This is a genomic window from Desulfovibrio sp. 3_1_syn3 (genome assembly GCF_000145315.2).
Classification (GTDB): domain Bacteria; phylum Desulfobacterota; class Desulfovibrionia; order Desulfovibrionales; family Desulfovibrionaceae; genus Desulfovibrio; species Desulfovibrio fairfieldensis.
The window spans coordinates 1,500,405-1,517,654 of sequence record NZ_ADDR02000001.1; the positions used below are offsets into that span (position 1 = coordinate 1,500,405).

Sequence of the window (17,250 nt, forward strand, 5' to 3'; positions counted from 1 at the left end):
CATGTCGGTGACATTTCAGACAGAGCGTTTCGCGGATATCTGGGGAGAAGTGCAGCCCTTGCTGGCGCGGCACTGGGATGAAGTAGCGGCAAAAGATATCACTGGCTCCCTTGATGTGGATGAAGCCCTGTACCTCAGCATGGACAAGGCTGATCTGCTGCATATCACCACCGCGCGGGACGAGGGCGTTCTGGTGGGTTACGCGGCATATCTGATTTATCGCAACCACCATTATCGGCGGAAACTCATAGCCGATGCGGATGTCTTTTTTCTCCTTCCGGAATGTCGCAAAGGTTTGCTTGGCCTGCATCTGCTGCGGGCCGCCGAGTCTGTCATGCGGGAACGTGGCGTCAACGTCATCGTTCAGAAGGTGAAAGCCTCGCATGATTGCGGGGCGCTTTTCCGGCGTATGGGTTACCGGCTCACGGAATACCTTTACATGAAGGCGGTGTGACATGGCTGTAACTACGGCTGTCGTCGGCATTATTGGCGCGCTGGGCAGCGCCTACGGCTCCTATCAGAGTTCCCAGGCCCAACAGCAGCAGGCCAACTATCAAAGCCAAATAGCCGCCCGCAACGCCCGGATCGCGGAACAGAACGCCCAACTCGCCGAGGAACAGGGACGGCAGGCCAAGAAGGAAGGCTACGAAGACAAGCTGAAAAAACGGCAGGAAGTGGCCGGAGTCATCGGGGCGCAACGCGCGGCGCAGGGCGCTTCCGGCGCTGTGGTGGACGTGGGCGGCAATCTTGACCTGAATCTGGACACGGCGGAAAGCGGCGAGATCGACGCCCTGAAGCTGGAACAGCAGGGCCTGGACGCTGACTACCAGAAGCGGCTTGAGGCCTGGAACTACCGGGAGCAGGGCGCTGCGCAGTCCAGTGCCGCCAAACAGTATTCCAGCATGGCCGGGGGCATCAACCCCTGGATGAGCGCGGGTTCCACCCTGGTGGGCGGTTTGGCCAACGTGGGCGGCAATTACTACAACATGACCAAAGGAATAAAGCCCGACAATGCCCTCAAAGAGGTCAAGCCATAGGGGAAAAACATGCCCAGAATACCCGAATACAATGAGCAATACCGCTATGCCGGGCGCGCCGGAAATCTCGGCGGCCGCCTGAATCCCGGCGACTACGGCGGAACGGCCGGGGCCATCGGCGCATCCGGCCGGATCGCCGGTCAGCAGTGGCAGCAGGCTGGCGCGGCCCTGACCAAAGCCGCCGACACCGCCGCCGTCATTTACGATGACTACAACACCACCAAGGCGCAGCAGGCCGTCAGCGGGCTTCAGAAGAACTTCCTCGCCTGGCAATCCGAGATGGCCAAGAACAAGGGCGAAGCCGGGATGGACGCCGGGGCGCAATATGAGCAATGGCAGAAAAAACAGGTGGCCGAACTCACCAAGGGCATGAACGATTTCCAGCGCGGACGGTTCAATGCCCTGGCTGAGGTGAAGGCGGCGGGCTTCCGGCAGTGGGCCGCGGACTACGGCAGCGAGCAGGGCCTTGTTTTCCGGAACGCCGAAGACGTGGCGGGCATCAAGGCCAGTGGGGAAGTCCTGGTGGCAAACCTGACCAATCCGTCCATCGCCGAACCCGCGATAGACAGCATCTGCAAAAACGCAGAAAGCATCGCCAACCGCAAAGGTCTGGGCGAAGCGGCCAGGGCGCAGTTCATCAAGGATGCGCTGTCGGAATCCATCACCCCGGCCATCGCCGCCCAGATCGACGCGGGCAAGTTGAGCACGGCGCGCACGGCCCTGTTGCACTACAAGGACAAAATCGGCGCCGCCAATGCCCTGAAGCTGCAAGCCGCCATCCAGCGCGAAGGCAGACGCCTGGAGGCCGAGGCCAGGGCGGAACGGGAACGGGCCGAGACACAAAGAGCGCTGGGTAGTGTCGCAAGCCTGCTGCAAGACACAGCGGGAATGCCGCAGGACAAGCGGGAATCGGCAGTTATGGATGCTATTGCCCAAGAACCTGACATCAAACGGCGACAGAGAATGGCGTCTGTGGCCATGGGTGAACTGGCATTTCAGGCTAGACGGCTTGACGCCCAGAATGCCGCCGCCGGGCGCGCGCTCGCGGAGAAGGTGAAAGATATGTCTCCCCTGGAGCGTTCCGAGTATTTCCTGAAGAGCGGAGCTTCGCAGGAAGCCATGAACAACGCCGTCAAACTTCTTTCCACCGGAATGATGACTGATCCCGTCGCCTTGTCGAAGGCGAAGGAAGAAGTGTCCGGGGGAATGAGCATGGACGAAGTTTCGACAAAGTACGCCACGTTGATCAACGCCAAGGATATTGAGGCGCTGCGCTCTTTTGCCGTCGATGAGGAACAAAAGAAAGCCAACCGGCGGCGCACGGCCTACTTCGATGAAATGGCGGCAAGGTCCGGCCTTGATCCCAAAGACGAAGACGACAAGACGTACCTCGCCGGAATCAGGGCTGAGTTGGAAGAAAAGTGCATCAATGGCGAGTTCAAAAGCGAAAAGGAACAGCGCAACTGGATATATGGGAAGTTGGCCAGACTACGCGGCCCCGGCTGGATTTTTGGGGAAAATGAGTACAGCCCGCGCGAAGCCGCTGGCCGTAATGACGTTTACCTTCCCGTGCCGGATTTCATGCGGGAAGAGATGAAGCGTTCCCTGATAGAAAAAGGCGAACCCACGACAGAAGAAGATATCCAGCGGGAATACAATAAAACACTTGCGGAGCGAGGGGAACTTTGATGACCAGTCTGCCCAAACACAATGTGACTCCGCTTTCAGTGGATGCTCCCGCCGATGCCGTGAACACCTCCGGCGGCATCACTGCCGCCCTGGACGCCAGGCCCGGCATGATGGAGCAGCGGGCGCGCGAAACGCTGACGCCCGCGCCGGAGCAGGAGCCGAAGGAGTTTCCCTGGAGCAATCCCACCGCCGCATGGTACACGCCGCCGGAAGAAAAGCCCGCGCCGGAATTTTCCACGGGCACGCTGCGGGGGCAGATGGTCGAGCGCGAATTGTTGCGCCATAAACTTTTGCCGGAAGGCAAAACTGATGACGGCACGGGCGCTCTGCTGCGCGCATCTTTTGCGCTCAACGCCGCCTCGCAGTACAGCCAGGATGACGCTTTTACGGCCGCAACCGCCTCGGCCGCCCTGGGCATGCCCCTCGGCATGACGCTGGACAATCTGGACAAGGCCAGGGACATGCTTGGGGAATACACCCCGGCCAAAGTGAAGGAATTTGCCCCCGGCTTCCTGCGGTTGGTGCAGTACGACTACGATTCCGCCATACTCTGGCGGCACGATCTTGCCACGGCCAATGCCGTCAACAACGCCTTTGAAACCATATCTGACCCGGAATCCCGCATGAATGCCTTTGGCAGGGGCCTGGGCGGCGCGGGAATCATGCTTCTGCAGCAGGGGATCAATCTGGGACGGCTGGCTCTGGAAGGCTTCGGTTCTCTGACGCGTGGGGTGGATGAAAATTACCAGCCTGCGGATTTGGCGAACAAGCCCGTGTCGGCGTTCCTGCTGGAAACATCGGACACCATGCGCGACTGGGTGCGGCAATTGAGCGAGCGACGGAAAGAGATCAACGCGGAATCGCCTCTGGCGGGTATGACTGTCTGGGACAATCCCGACGTCTTGCTTGATTCCCGCTGGTGGATGGAGAACACGCCGGGCGTTGCGGCGTCCATGCTTCCCATTCTCGGCGCGTATGCCAAGGGCGGCGCTGCCGCCGCCGGGCTGACGGGCCTCGTCATGAACGGGAATGAGGTCTACACGGATCTGCTGGACGCCGGGATGGAAGACAATTCCAGAACACGTCTCTATTCCCTGCTGGGCGGCGCAGCCATGAGCACATTGGACGTGGTTGGCCTGTCGGGCATTTTCGGCGGCAAAGTCGCGGTAAAGAAAGCCGCGAAGGAAGCAATCCTGCAGGCGGCAAAGGGCGGCATCAAGGCCACCGCCTCCTATGTGGGCAAGCGGGCCGGGCAAGCCTATTTATTCGAGGGCGGCACGGAATGGCTGCAAAATCTTGTCAAAGCGGGCGTGGAAGGAGCCGCCAAGGGCAAAGACTTCGGCGGCATCCTCTCGGATATTGGCGAAGCCGCAAAGCAGCTTGAAGATTTTATCCTCGGCGGACTCATGGGCGGCGGCATCGGAGGAGTGCATGCGCGTAGAGAGGTGGGCGGCGAACGCGCCCGCCAACGCCTCCTGGAGAGTGTCACCAAGGCAGCCGCATCTGAAGAGGTCGTAGCGGCCCGCGCGGAAGTGCAAGCCGTGGCGCAGGAAGCCACAGAGGCGCAACAGCGCATGTCCTTCGCGCAATCTCTGGCGCAGTTGGCCGAAGCCGCCGACGGTTCCACCATGCGCGCCGCCGATCCGGCAATCTTCGAGCGGGAGGCGGACAAGCTCATTTCTGAAGGCGCTCGCTCCCTGTGGCTGGATGTGGACATGGTGCAGGAATTCATAGAGGCGGACGGCGCGAGGCTGGAAGCTCTGGGGCTGACGGCGCGGGAGGTGGCGGAGGCGCTTCAGGTCCAGGCCGGAGCCGTGAAGGTTTCCACGGCGCGGCTGGTGTCGCGTTTCAATGGAGAAGACCGGGCCTTTCTGTTGCAGAATGCCCGCATGAAGCCCGGCGGCATGACGTTGACCGAAGCACAGGAGTTCGACCCGCAGAAGCGTGCCGAAGCCGCGGCCGAACGTATCCGCGCCGCCGGCAGGGCCACGGCGGAAGTCGCCAGGGAGCGCACGCGCCTGAAAAATGAATTTGTGCAGGCGGGTTATGCGCCTCACGTAGCTGAATATTACGCCACTCTGCACGCGGAGCAGGCGCGGACCTTTGCCGACCGTTACGGCATGGACCCGGTCATGATGTTAAAGGAACGGAGCGTTGTGCGGGGCGAGCCGGACAACATCGGCGACAATGCGCTGTATCACCCCATGAACCCCGGCACTGACCTGGACGCCCCTGTAACTGTGGTGACGGTGCGGCCGCGCTTTGGGGGGCAGAATGCCAAAGTCTTGCGCAAGCGCTTCCCCAAGGAGGTCAGGGCTGCCGTTCTGGATGAATTCAAGGCCGGTGTGGTCAATGAGGACACAGGGCTGACGGTCGGCATGACTGCCAAGGATTTTCATGAACACATGAAGTTTGGTGATGCCGACGCAGTTGATGGTGTGCAACAACTTGAGGCCGTTGCCGCTTTGCCTGAACTCATGCGCGAAGCCAAATTGGTCGAGAGCTATGAGGACAAGAAGAGTAAAGATGGCAACCTGAAACAGATGCACCGTTTTCAGGCTGCCTTGCGCATTGGGGAGAAAGATTATTCCGTCAAGATGACAGTAAAAGAGTTCAAGGACGGGACTCTACACTTCGCAGACGACAACCCTATTAAGCTTTATCACCACAGGCTTGAAAAAGAGATGCCTGCTGGTAACTCCGATACCCTCCGGAAATCCGGTGTCAATCGGCCCTCAGCAGGCATTCATGAATATACTTTACGGTCGCTCCTTGAGGATGTCAACGACAGCGGGGGGAATCGTTTCTTTCAGCGGCAACGCGGGGCCATCTCCTTTGGCCCCGACGGCAGATCCGTCACCTCCATTTTCAAAGACGCCTCAGATCTTTCAACGCCCATCCACGAAGGCGCGCACGTCTTCATCAATGATCTGATCCGCGTGGTCATGGACGGCGGCCGAATGGCCGAACAGCTTTATGCCCGTGAGATAACGGTCGTCAACAAAGACACGTCCATTGACGATTCCCTGCGCCAGCGCCGCCAGCGCGCCCTTCGCCGGCGGTGGAACAAGCACAAGACGGGGCTGTGGCAGGCGCGCGAAGATCTGGCCGCGCTGGTGGAGAACGCCAATGCCCAACGCGAGGCGCACAGCAAGGCCATCGGCGTGGATTTGCCCTCTGTGACGCTGGAAGAGGCCTTGCAAGGGCAGCTTACCCAAGAACAGGTCCGGACGCTTCAGGAGGTCAATGCGGCCGGTTTTGAGGCATACATGCGCGAGGGCAAGGCCCCGTCCTCAAAGCTGGCGGTCGTGTTTCACAAGATGCGGCAATGGCTTGCATCCATCTATCGCCTGGCGACCGTCCACGGCGTAAAGCCTTCGCCGGAAGTGCGCCGCGTGTTCGACCGCATGCTTGCCACGGATGAAGCTCTCCGCAAAAGTCAGGCCGGGGCCGCGCTGGCCGATGAGGGCGCATTCCTTTCCGCCGTGCAAGAGGCTGAAACCGGGCTTGCTCCGGACGAGTCCGGCGAGTGGACCCTGACGGACAGAATCAACTACAAGGCCGCGCTGAACCAGGACAGCGAGTACGAACGCCTCCAGGAGCTCTACGACCGCGCCGAGGCCGAAGTGACCGCCCGCATGGACAAGGCCACGCTGCAGGACCGCAACAAGCGTTGGAAAGCGTATTTCGACGAAGGCAAGGAGATTGCCCGCGGCGACGTGTTCTATGAGATTATGGCGGCTCTGTCGGTGGAGGAAGGCAACCCTTATTCCGGCATCAGCCGGGACTGGCTGGAACGCCAGTACGGCAAGGCGGCTGTGGCTGATTTCCTGAAGACGGCGCAGGGGAGGCGGCTGATCAGCAAGGACGGCGGCGTGGCCCTGGATGCCGTGGGCATCGGCGACATCGTGGGCGGCATCGAGCGCGCCGACGCGCTGGGCCTGACCGATGCGGACGGGCTGTACAACTACCTTTACGACAACGTGGTTGTGCGGCGCCGCAATATGGTGAACGATGCCCGCGCCTATGCCGATCAGCGTATGGCCGACGATGACGCCCGGGCCGAAGCTGCGGGCGACGAGCCGGGAGAGGCATACGGCAAATATCTGGAGGAAGTGGAAGCCACGGTGCTGCGCCTGGCCGCGCGGCAGGATTCCGGCTGGCGCACAAAGGAGCAGCAAGCCCGCTGGGTGGAGGAACACCGCACCCCGCTGGCCGAGGTGCGGCGGCGGGTGAAGGCCGTCCTGCGCGGGAAAAAGCTGCGCGACATTCAGCCCAATCAGTTTGTCGGCGAGGTCCGTAAGGCCCTGCAGGAGCGCAATGCCGCGCTGGCCGCCGGGAATGCGCAAGACGCGCTGGCCGCCGTGGACCGGGCGCGCGTCGCCCTGGAAAGCTGGATCGAGGCGAACCGCATTGTGAAGGAACGGCAGGCGTTCGAGAAGAATGCCGCGCGGCTGGCCGCCCTGAAGCGAAGCGTGGTGTTGCCGGAGGCGTGGACGGCCATTCAGGACATGCTTGAACGGTTCCGCCTCGCGCCTGCGCGCAAGAGGGTGGAAGGGGAGTCCGTCACGCTTTCCGATGCCGTGGCCTCCTTGTGTGAAGACACGGCCGAAATCAACGGCCTGCCCGCCATTGCCGAATGGTTGCTGGCTGACAATGCCGCAACGCATTATCTGGATTTGTCGGCGGAACAGCTTCAGGACGTGAAGGATGTTCTGTCCATGCTGGAACACATGGGCCGCCAAGGACTTGCCGCCAACCGGGAAAACGAGGCCGCCAAGATTCGGGAGGTGGCGGAAGAGAGCGCGAAAGCCATGTCCGGCCTGAAGGAACTTTCCGTGGCGCGCGAGGGCACGGCCTGGCATCGGTGGCAGGGGTGGATGCGGTCATTCTTCGGCAACATGATTTCCTCTCTTCAATGGAAGTTCCGGCAGGCCGACGGTTTTTCAAACCTCGGCCCCGACGGCAGGCGCGGCATCAATGAAGATCGTCTCTGGGGCGGCATCGTGGACGGGGAAGCGCGCTATCAGGTGCGCATGTCCGGACTGAAAGAGCGCCTTGACCCGATTTTCAAGCGCCTGGTCGAAAGCGCGAAGTCCTGGGAAGCGAAGTTGGGCAAGACGTTCGCCGTGGACGGCAAGCCGCTGCCCGTGCCGGAAATCATGCGCCGCGGCGGCAAGCTTAACTGGACTTCAGACCGGGTGCTCGCCCTGGTCCTGAACCTGGGCAATGAGGGAAACGTCACACGTCTGCGCGGGGGCTACCCCGACATGTCGCCGGAGGTACTGTCGCATCTCATCGGCGACGACGCCACGCGCCTGATCTTTCCGGATTGGCAGGGGCGCGGCAATGACGGCCTGTTGTCGGCGCAGGATTGGCAGGACGTGCAGGAGATCGGAAACGTTTTGCATGGCCAGTGGGCGGATATTCAGGCGACCCATAAGAAGATGTTCGGCTTTGCGCCGCGCGGGGTGGACGCCCGGCCCCTGACCATTCGCGTGGACGGGCTGTCCGTGAATCTGGCGGGGTGGTATTATCCCGCCGTCTATGACGCCGGATTATCGTCAGAAGTGAAGAAGCGCCAGGAGCAACAGGACGCCATTGTCCGCACCGAGGCGGTATGCGCAGCCCCCGCGGCAAAGCGCGGCTTCACCAAGGCCAGAGCGAACAGTGGAGGCGGCGCGCCCCTGTTGCTGGAAACCGGCGTCGTCATGTCGCACCTGAACGACGTATGCCGCTTCATCGAAATGGCGGAAATCGCGCGCTTCGCCGACCGTGTGACGCGCGCGCCGGAGTGGGCGCAGGCATACATACGCGCCTTCGGCCGTGAGGACTATGAATCCATCAGGCCGAACCTGAAGGGGCTTGTATTGGAAGAACGCCCGCCGACGGACGCCATCAGCAAGTCCGCCGACTGGCTGCGGGAACGCCTTGTGCCCTGGGGGCTGGCCTTCAACCTCAAGACGGCCCTTTTGCAGTCTACGGCCATTTTCCCGGCCATGAACGACCTTGGCGCGTCAAACACGATGCGCGGCATTTCCGCCGTGGCCAAGGGGGGCTATGCCCTCATAAAGGAAATCTGGGGAATATCGCCCTACATGAAAAGTCGCGCTGCGAATATCGACCAGGATTTGCGCAAGAGCATGCGGGGCATTGACGCCCGGACGCGGCAGAAGGCCGTGAAGCTGCTGGGCAATGAACTGACATGGAATGATGTTGTCGAGGCCGGGATGCTGCCGCTCATCAGCGTGGACATGGCTACCAGCTCGGCAATCTGGATGGCGGCGTACAACAAGGAAATGGCGGCCCTGATGAACAGCCCGGCGGGCAAACCCGGCATCGACCCGTCCAGCGACCACCACACGGCGGCGGTGCGCGCTGCGGACATGGCCGTGAAGGCCGTCAACCCCGACTTCAACCCGTCCAGCCGCAGTCAGTTCCTGCGCAGCCGCGGCATGGCGCGCTTTCTGAATATCTTTTCCTCCGCCGTGGTGCTGTTCGCGCAACGCCGGGCCTACAACGCGGGGGCCCTGCGCCAGGCGTGGGGAAAAGCGCCGAACGCCGGAGGCAAAATGCGGGCGGCTTTGCGGTATGCCCGATACGAAATGTACGACTTCGCGCTTCAGGGCGTGGCCATGGGCGTCATTCTGTCCCTGGCCTACGGCGAGGACGACCCGAAGAAGTGGGGAAAGAATATGGCCGGGGCCTGGCTGGACGCCGCGGCCATGCGCGTGCCGGTATTCGGCAGCCCTGTCACGGCGCTGATCACCGGCGAAACATGGCGCGGCATTTCGATGGTCTACGACCAGCCCTGGCAGATGGCAAAGCGCACCAGCGCCGCCCTGCACAAAGGCAACGGCAGCGGCCTCGCGCTGTCGCTGGCCGACATCATCAGCTTTGAATTGAAGGTCCCTGTCAGCCGCCTCGGCAGGAACGCCGTGCGTGGTTATGAACAGTGGCAGAAGGGGAAAGGTACGCCGCTGTCGCCGCTCATGCCGAGGCCGAACAGCTATTGACGCTATGACGGCGAGGGACTGTCAACGAAGTGATTATTGAAGCAGATTGCCTACGGTGTCCTCGTAGCCCTTAATTCTGCCCATCTCTTGCACGTCCCCGCGAGAAAGGTTGGTGCGGGGAAGGTGCTTTGTTTTATCAAGGTCGTTACTCGAGCACATTTTTTTTAGGCGGGTGGTAAGGACGTAATCTGGAGGGAACATGCGGTCGCGTCGAATATGTTTCTCAGAAAATTTCATTATACTTAATATTCTAAGAAATCCACAGTAGTTCCTATCGTATTCCCCTATATAGAGGCCTAAAAACGATGTTTCACGATAACACTTCCACCCTCCATATATGTTATAAAATGAGTATCCGTATGACCACGGCTGTAACACCACCAGCGCATAGACGATTGTTGCCGCCAGCATGCAGAGGATTGAATAAAATCGTCGTTTCATATTCCGACTGTATGGAGGCTTGAGGTTTTTGACAAGCCGAGGAAAGGGCCGGACCCTCACAAGCCCGGCCTTTGTCCTGTTTCGTTATCCACGCCCATACAGGCGGCCCAGCTTGTACCCGGCCTCAAGCGCATTGTAGGCGGCGCACAGGCTTTCATCTGCCGCCACATAGAGGTTTTCCAGGATTCCATACGCCTCCCGCTCATCCGGGCGCATGCGCATTGTTTGGGTCCCCGGATGGCAGCCAAGGCGGACGATATTGCGCACGACGCCGAAGCTGGCGTGCATCTCACGCGCTATGCGCTCCATGCGCTGCATGGCCTCCTTGCGGTCACTGCCCATGTCGTCGGGGAAGTCCGCGCGGAAAGTCAGGGCCGTGGACGGTGCCGGGAAAGTCTCCGGCGCGGGGAGCGCTTTTACCTTCTCCTGTTCGTCGATCTTCCCCTGCACCCATTCCAGCGCGTCGGGTATCCACTCCTCCGGTAGGTCGTCGATCCTCTCAAGCTGGAAGTGCGCTTTGACCTGCGGCCAGAGGGATTCGTGATGCTGGCCGCTGATCCATGCCCAGGCGTTGACCAGAGAACGGAGAGGCTTGCGGCTGGTCGGGGTCGAGGGCGTGATCTGGATGTGGGGCACTTCGGGGAGGGCGACTTCACGCTGGGCGGCAAGCTCATCCCGCATGGCATTGAACGCGGCGATATACAGCAGCTTGATTTGCAGAGCGCGCTTTCCGGTGTAGCCCATGACGAGCAAGATGAAGCCGTCGAAGTAGACGATGAAGGATGGATAGCTTTGCCCGTTTTGAAGATCGGTGTAAGGGGTCTCCACAAAATTGTGGAGGCTAAAATTTTCGGGGGCTTCCGAAGAAATACGGCGAATATCCCGAAGAACAGAATCATGCCGTTTGCCGAAGTGTTCAGCTATGGCAAGTGAAGTAGTGGCCGGGCGGCCTTCGATTAAGGAAACGGACGGGGAAAAGTGTTCGGTGGGGAGAAGTTGGGCTTGAGACATAGGAAGCTCCTAGAGGAATTTTCAAGTTCCTGAAGGCATCTTCTCCAATAGAAAATGCCGGGTGTTGAAAACAGCTCTAGGAACTGCTCCCCGCCTTTGGCCTTGCGGCTTGGACATATCGGGGACACCCGGCAACAATGGTTGCGATTCTAGCCCAAAACATCGCCAAGAAAAATCTTGACTTTGAGAAAAGGGCACAAAAAAAGCGCCAATCTGTCGGGCGGCGTTGTCCGCCTAGAGGTGTTTTCAAGCACCGTGAAGACACAACGCCATAAAATTGAGGGGGAGTCAAGATTTTTGTTGAGTCTAGAAAGTGAGGAGGGTAGAGATAAAATTAGGATTTGCTGGTAAGGAGAGCATATGTCTAAAAATGATATTTATAAAGCAAGAGATATGTTTCACCTGTGCGGACTTTGTGAGCATTGCAAATATGGGTATTGCGAAGAGCATCATTGCGAAACCGAAGATACTAATGTATGCGATTATTTTTTAAGTCGTGACGATGAAGAAAGTAAAAATTGCACAAATAACGGCTGTCTTGAAACGATGGGACCATTTCTTTTAATTCTTTTAATCTACTATTTATGTAAGTAAAAATCATGTCCGGCGTAAATTCGTCTTCGTTGCACGGCAGGCCATGGTCACGATCATCAAAATATCCTCGCAGGCAGGCTCGACGGCACGGGTCAGTCCTTCGCCGCTTTCAAACTATCCAGATAATCCGCCCAGTTCTGCATCATGCGGCGGCGCTCCGGCAAATGCTCCGCATAGTTGTAGGCGGCCCGCACATGGTCGCGCTCACCGTGGGCAAGCTGGCGCTCGATCCAGTCCCGGTTATATCCCATCTCATTGAGCAGGGTAGACGCCATGCCCCGGAAGCCGTGCATGGTCATTTCGTCCTTGGTAAAGCCCATACTGCGGATCGCCACCAGCATGGATTCAATGGAGATGGGTTTTGCTTCGGTGCGGATGGAAGGAAAGAGAAAGCGCCCGTTGCCGGTATAGGGCTGTAACTCCGCTAATATGCTTAGGGTTTGCCGCGAGAGGGGGACAATATGGCGCTGGCGCATCTTCATCTTGCTGGCCGGGAGCCTCCATTCCTTTGCCGTGAGGTCGAATTCAGCCCATTCGGCTTTCTGTAACTCGCCAGGGCGCACAAAGAGCAGAGGGGCAAGGCGGAGGGCGCAGCGCATAGGAAAGAAGCCTCCATAGGTGTCTATGGCTCGCAGAAGTTGGCCGATGCGCTTTTTGTCCGTGAGGGCGGCCATGTGCTTGACATTGACCTTGGGCAGGGCGGCGTGAAGTCCGGTTGAAACATCGTACTTGGTCCGCCCTGTAGCAATGGCGTAGCGAAACACCTGACCGCAAATCTGAATCAGGCGGTGGGCCGTCTCAATAGCTCCGGTCTGCTCAACCCGCCGGGCAGCATTCAAGATGTCCGTAGGTTCAACCTCCGCAATGGGCTTTGCCCCTACCGCGGGGAAAATCTGGCGATCAAAGAGAGATCGTACTTTTTTGGCATAGCTGGGCGCGAGATTTACCACATGCTTGTCAAACCATTCCCGCGTCACGACTTCAAAGGAATCGGCCTCCGCGCTTGTGAAGCTGGCCTTGATGGCTTGCCGCTGGGCGCTGGGGTCGACTCCTTGGGCAATGAGTCTTTTTGCCTCCTCTCGGCGTTCTCTGGCCTCCTTAAGGCCAATAGTGGGATATACGCCAAAAGAGATGCGTTTCTCCTTGCCCTGAAAGCGGTATTTAAGCCGCCACCACTTGCCACCACCGGGGGCAACTTCAAGATAAAGGCCGCCACCGTCAAAATATTTGGTAGACTTCTCTGCCGGTTTTAGGGCGCGGATTGCGGTATCTGTAAGAGGCATGGGGGCAACACCTCCGAAGGGGTATGTAGTTGCCCCCAAACTTGCCCCCAAAATAATCGGAAGTCAACGAACTCTAGCGGATGTGTGCGGAGTATGGAAACTCCCAAAAGCAAAGCCCGCCGTGGTTTTGCGAACCTCGGCGGGCTTTGGCGGAATGTGCATTGGTGGGCCCACCAGGACTTGAACCTGGGACCTGCCGGTTATGAGCCGGAGGCTCTACCAACTGAGCTATAGGCCCGAGAGCTTTCGTATAGCCGGAAGCAACCGCGCCGGTCAAGACGGATCGGGCGCGAGGCCGCTCGCCCCCGCGTCGTCCGCTACATGGCGTGGCCGGTTTCCAGCAGGGCGATCTGTTCGTCCATGGCTTTTTTCAGCGGCGCGGGCAGGCCCATGATTTCCACATTGAGGAAACCGCGCACAATGGTGGAGGCCGCCTCATCCTCGTCCAGGCCGCGCGCCATGAGGTATTCGATTTCCTCCTGGGCGATCTTGCCCACGGCGGCCTCGTGCGACAATTCCACGCCGTCCTGGTTGCTGTTCAACTCCGGGATGGCATGGATGCGTCCGCCGCCCATGATCAGGCCCTTGCATTCCAAATGCCCCTTGGCCGGGGCCGCCGCCGCGCCGATGTAGCCCCGGTTGATCACCGTGCCGCCCGTGGTCAGCACACGCGAGATGACCTCGCCGCGCGTGTCCGGGGCGTTGAGTTCAATGCGGTTGCCGCAGTCCACGTACGAGCCGGCCGGGGCCACGATGACCGAATTGAAGCGGGCCACCGCATTGTTTCCGGTCAGTTCCATCAGCGGGTACATCTGCAGATCGCCCACGGGCTTGAGCAGGATGTAATTGTTCTGAAACTCGCCTCCGGCTTCCACCCGCCCGGCGGAGCGGGGACGCACCGTGGTGCTGTCGCCCCAGTTGTGGATCATGGTGAAGGTCAGCTTGCCGCCTTTTTCCACATAATATTCCGTAATGCCCAGGTGGGCGGCGTCGCGCGCCTCGTGGGCCGTGGCGCAGCCGCCCAGAATGTGCAGTTCCGCGCCTTCCTCCACCACCACGATGTTGTGGATGCTCTGGCCCGCGCCGTGTCCCTTGATGAACATGCAGGACTGCACGGGCTCGCTGATTTTGGCGCCCTTGCGCGCCCGCACGAAATAGCCGCCGTTCAGGTGCTCGCGGGCCATGCGGGTGAAGTCGTCCTTGTCCGGGTCGAGCAGCTGCCAGTAATAGCGCGGCAACCCGTCGAACTTCTTGAGGGCCGCGCGGATGTCCATGAGCTCCAGGCCGTCCCGGCGCGTCTCACAGTGCACGCCCGCGTGGTTGAGCTGCATGAACGCGCCGCTGACCTGGCGGTCGTTGACGTCGATGCCCGCCAGCACCAGACGTTCGCGGTCCTCGGCCGGCAGACGGGTCAGATCGTCGATGGGAGCGGCGTTTTCACCGCCGCTGAAGGAAAAGCGGGAGAGATCCACGGTACTCATACGAGGGGCGCCTCCGCGATTTTGCCGTACATGTCGCCTGCCAGACATCGCAGGCATTCCTGATAGCCGTGGTTGGCGATGTGGTCGAGAATTTCGCGCGGCCGGGCCTCGCAGCAGAGCTTGCCGTGGTACATGACCTGGCCCCGGTGCGCGTTGACGTATTCCAGAATGTGGCCGGTGTGGGTGATGATCAGCCCGCTGGTGGAGCGCCTGCGCTCCCGCTCGCGCAGGGTGGCGCTGCAGGCGTCGGGCCTGCCGTCCAGCAGATGGCGCACGGTGTTGCCCACCAGGGCCATGTTTTCCAGGTCCACGCCGGATTCCGGCTCGTCGAAGAGCAGCAGATCCGGCCGCTGGGCCATGAGCTGCAAAAGTTCCGAGCGCTTGATCTCGCCGCCGGAAAAGCCCGCGTTGACGTCGCGGTCCAGAAACTGGTCGAAGTGCACCTTGCGGGCCATGGCCGGGATGTCCATCTCGCGTCCCCGGCCGCAGAGCTCCACCAGCTTGCCCGTGGGCAGACCGTGGATGGTGGGCGGGCGCTGGAAGGACATGCCGATGCCCAGGCGGGCCCGTTCGTACATGGGCGCGTGGGTAATGTCCTGTCCCTTGAAGATGATCCGGCCCTCGGTGACCTCGTAGCCGGAAACGCCCATCAGGGTCATCAGCAGGGTGGTCTTGCCCGAACCGTTGGGCCCGAAAAGAATAAAGGTTTCGCCGGGCTCGATGCTCAGGTCGATGCCCTTGAGCACGGGCGTGCCCTTGATCGAAACGTGCAGATTATGGATTTCAAGCATCGCTGTCCCCGTTTTCCCCAAGGTATTCCAGTACGTCGTAATGCACATGGTCCAGAATATGGGTCAGTTGGGAGATGCACTCGTCGCCCACGGCCCTGCCCAGCAGGTTGACGATGAAAGCCGCGCGCTTGGCGTTGACCAGGGCCTCGTAGCCCGGATCCGTGCTGTAGGGAATGGCCCGGACGGCCTCGCTGAAGGCCGCCAGTTCCTCTTCGGTGACGTTCTTGATGGGCTGGGGCTCATTGTCGAGAAAGACCACGCCTTCCCGCAGCTCCAGCATGACCGCTTTGCCGTGCATATTGGCGATGCACACTTCCATACGCTACCCCTTATAATGGCAATCCATATATGATGGCAAACTTGGGCCGCCGTGTCCAGTCCGGCGCGCGGCGGGCACAGGGCAGACGCATCTAAAAAGTCTTTATTCCCCGATAGATCGGGGACAGAACAAAAAAGAGGCGAAGCCACCTTTGCTCCGCCGGAGCGAAGCGCAGGCGGATGGCTGGTGCCGGGAGAATCCTGGAAAATGCGCCGGCCGTTGGCGCGTCAGCGGCTTGCTTGATCCGTACGGCTCACAAGTTCGCCTACGGCTAAAGCTCCTGCGTCGCAACGGCTGAAGCAAGATTTTTGCGTACCGGCAAGGAACATGGCACTTTTTGCGCGGAAACCGACCGAAAGGCAGACCAAAGGGCCGTGCCTGTTAGCGAGCCGGGCGAGCCTTACGGGCATCGAGAGCAGAGCGTACTCAAGTACATGAGCAGCAAAAAAGCGCCGGATGACGCAGCCGGTACACAAAAGGCTGGTTTTGACGGGTCATCACGGCAAATAAAAAGCCTGCAAAGCCTGGAATTAGATGTGTCTGCCCTGCGCGGCGGGCCGCTTGCGGCTCGTGCGGGCTTTGGGCTAGCATGTCGCACGGAGGCTCTTATGTATGTGATCACCGGCGGCGCGGGCTTTATCGGCAGCGCTCTGCTCTGGCAGTTGAACCGCATGGATCTGGACGAAATCGTGGTGGTGGACAACCTGGCCAGCAGCGAGAAATGGCGCAATCTGGTCAAGCGCCGCTATGTGGACTATCTGCACCGCGACCGCTTTTACGAGCTGATGCGGCGCGACGCCCTGCCCTGGAAGATCACGGCCGTGGTCCACCTGGGGGCCTGTTCCTCTACCACCGAGCGCGACGCGGACTTTCTGATGGAGAACAATTTTCACTACAGCCGCGATCTCTGCCGCTACGCCCTGGACAAGGGCGCGCGCTTCATCAACGCCAGCTCCGCGGCCACCTACGGCGACGGCAGTCTGGGCTTCAGCGACGATCCGGCCCTGATCCCCCGCCTCGCGCCCCTGAACATGTACGGCTACTCCAAGCAGCTCTTCGACCTCTGGCTGTTGCGCGAGAAATTGCGCGGCGAGGTGGTCAGCCTGAAATTCTTCAATGTTTACGGCCCCAACGAATATCACAAGGGCTCCATGCAAAGCGTGGTGGTCAAGGCCCACCGCCAGATCCGGGAGCACGGGCGGCTGTCCCTGTTCAAATCCGACGTGCCGGGCCTGGCCGACGGCGAGCAGAAGCGTGACTTCGTCTACGTCAAGGACTGCACGGCCCTGCTGGCCTGGCTGCTGGAGCGCAAGGACGTCAGCGGCATCCATAATGTGGGCACGGGCGCGGCCCGCAGCTTCAATGACCTGGGCCGGGCGGTATTTGCCGCGCTGGGGCGGGAGTGCCGCATCGACTACGTGGATATGCCCGAAACTCTGCGCGGCAAGTACCAGAATTACACCCGTGCCGTAATGGACTGGCTGTCCCGCGTGGACTGTCCCCTGGGCTTTACCTCCCTGGAAGAGGGCGTGGCCGATTACGTCTGCAATTATCTTGAGAAAGAGGGCTCCTACCTCTAAGCCAATCG

Annotated in this window: 11 protein-coding genes and 1 tRNA gene; 6 read left to right on the forward strand and 6 right to left on the reverse strand. The window is 60.3% G+C overall.

Features of this window, described 5'->3' with window-relative positions:
- Position 1 precedes the first annotated feature (1 nt).
- Genes HMPREF0326_RS06420 through HMPREF0326_RS06435 form a run of 4 tightly spaced genes read left to right on the forward strand, consistent with a single transcriptional unit; the run spans position 2 to position 9,742 of the window.
- Positions 2-454, forward strand: a complete 453-nt coding sequence (locus HMPREF0326_RS06420) for a GNAT family N-acetyltransferase (RefSeq protein WP_008685196.1) — start codon at positions 2-4, stop codon at positions 452-454.
- 1 nt (position 455) lies between these two features.
- Entirely contained in the window at positions 456-1,037 is a 582-nt protein-coding gene (locus HMPREF0326_RS06425; RefSeq protein WP_008685199.1) for a virion core protein, T7 gp14 family, read from the forward strand.
- A 9-nt stretch (positions 1,038-1,046) separates the two neighbouring features.
- Positions 1,047-2,726, forward strand: coding sequence for a hypothetical protein (locus tag HMPREF0326_RS06430; protein ID WP_008685201.1), 1,680 nt, complete (start codon positions 1,047-1,049; stop codon positions 2,724-2,726).
- Positions 2,726-9,742 (forward strand): hypothetical protein, encoded by a 7,017-nt coding sequence (locus HMPREF0326_RS06435; protein WP_020990333.1) that lies wholly within the window; start codon positions 2,726-2,728, stop codon positions 9,740-9,742. Before HMPREF0326_RS06430 ends, HMPREF0326_RS06435 begins: the two co-directional genes overlap by 1 nt.
- Before the next feature lie 525 nt (positions 9,743-10,267).
- On the opposite strand, the gene HMPREF0326_RS15520 is transcribed toward HMPREF0326_RS06435, so the two are convergent.
- Positions 10,268-11,194, reverse strand: a complete 927-nt coding sequence (locus HMPREF0326_RS15520) for a Rha family transcriptional regulator (protein ID WP_008685206.1) — start codon at positions 11,192-11,194, stop codon at positions 10,268-10,270.
- A 360-nt stretch (positions 11,195-11,554) separates the two neighbouring features.
- On the opposite strand from HMPREF0326_RS15520, the gene HMPREF0326_RS16690 reads away from it, so the two are divergent.
- Complete coding sequence (locus tag HMPREF0326_RS16690) at positions 11,555-11,788, forward strand: hypothetical protein (RefSeq protein WP_020990334.1); 234 nt, start codon at positions 11,555-11,557, stop codon at positions 11,786-11,788.
- 92 nt (positions 11,789-11,880) lie between these two features.
- Here HMPREF0326_RS16690 and HMPREF0326_RS06445 read toward each other — a convergent pair whose 3' ends face one another.
- The 5 genes from HMPREF0326_RS06445 to HMPREF0326_RS06465 all read right to left on the reverse strand — a co-directional run bounded on the left by HMPREF0326_RS06445 (position 11,881) and on the right by HMPREF0326_RS06465 (position 15,662).
- A complete protein-coding gene (locus tag HMPREF0326_RS06445) occupies positions 11,881-13,071 on the reverse strand; it encodes a tyrosine-type recombinase/integrase (RefSeq protein WP_008685207.1) in 1,191 nt (396 codons plus the stop codon).
- A gap of 162 nt (positions 13,072-13,233) precedes the next feature.
- Positions 13,234-13,309, reverse strand: a tRNA-Ile gene (locus tag HMPREF0326_RS06450).
- 79 nt (positions 13,310-13,388) lie between these two features.
- Positions 13,389-14,552 carry a SufB/SufD family protein gene (locus tag HMPREF0326_RS06455; RefSeq protein WP_008685208.1) on the reverse strand — a complete coding sequence of 388 codons (1,164 nt, stop codon included), beginning with the start codon at positions 14,550-14,552 and terminating at the stop codon, positions 13,389-13,391.
- Positions 14,549-15,343 carry an ABC transporter ATP-binding protein gene (locus HMPREF0326_RS06460; protein ID WP_008685211.1) on the reverse strand — a complete coding sequence of 265 codons (795 nt, stop codon included), beginning with the start codon at positions 15,341-15,343 and terminating at the stop codon, positions 14,549-14,551. The genes HMPREF0326_RS06455 and HMPREF0326_RS06460 overlap by 4 nt, the downstream gene beginning before the upstream one ends.
- Positions 15,336-15,662 carry a hypothetical protein gene (locus HMPREF0326_RS06465; protein ID WP_008685213.1) on the reverse strand — a complete coding sequence of 109 codons (327 nt, stop codon included), beginning with the start codon at positions 15,660-15,662 and terminating at the stop codon, positions 15,336-15,338. Before HMPREF0326_RS06465 ends, HMPREF0326_RS06460 begins: the two co-directional genes overlap by 8 nt.
- Before the next feature lie 608 nt (positions 15,663-16,270).
- Here HMPREF0326_RS06465 and rfaD point away from each other — a divergent pair.
- Positions 16,271-17,242: an ADP-glyceromanno-heptose 6-epimerase gene (rfaD, locus tag HMPREF0326_RS06470; protein WP_008685216.1), complete on the forward strand. Its 972-nt coding sequence runs from the start codon at positions 16,271-16,273 to the stop codon at positions 17,240-17,242.
- The last annotated feature ends 8 nt before the right edge of the window (positions 17,243-17,250 follow it).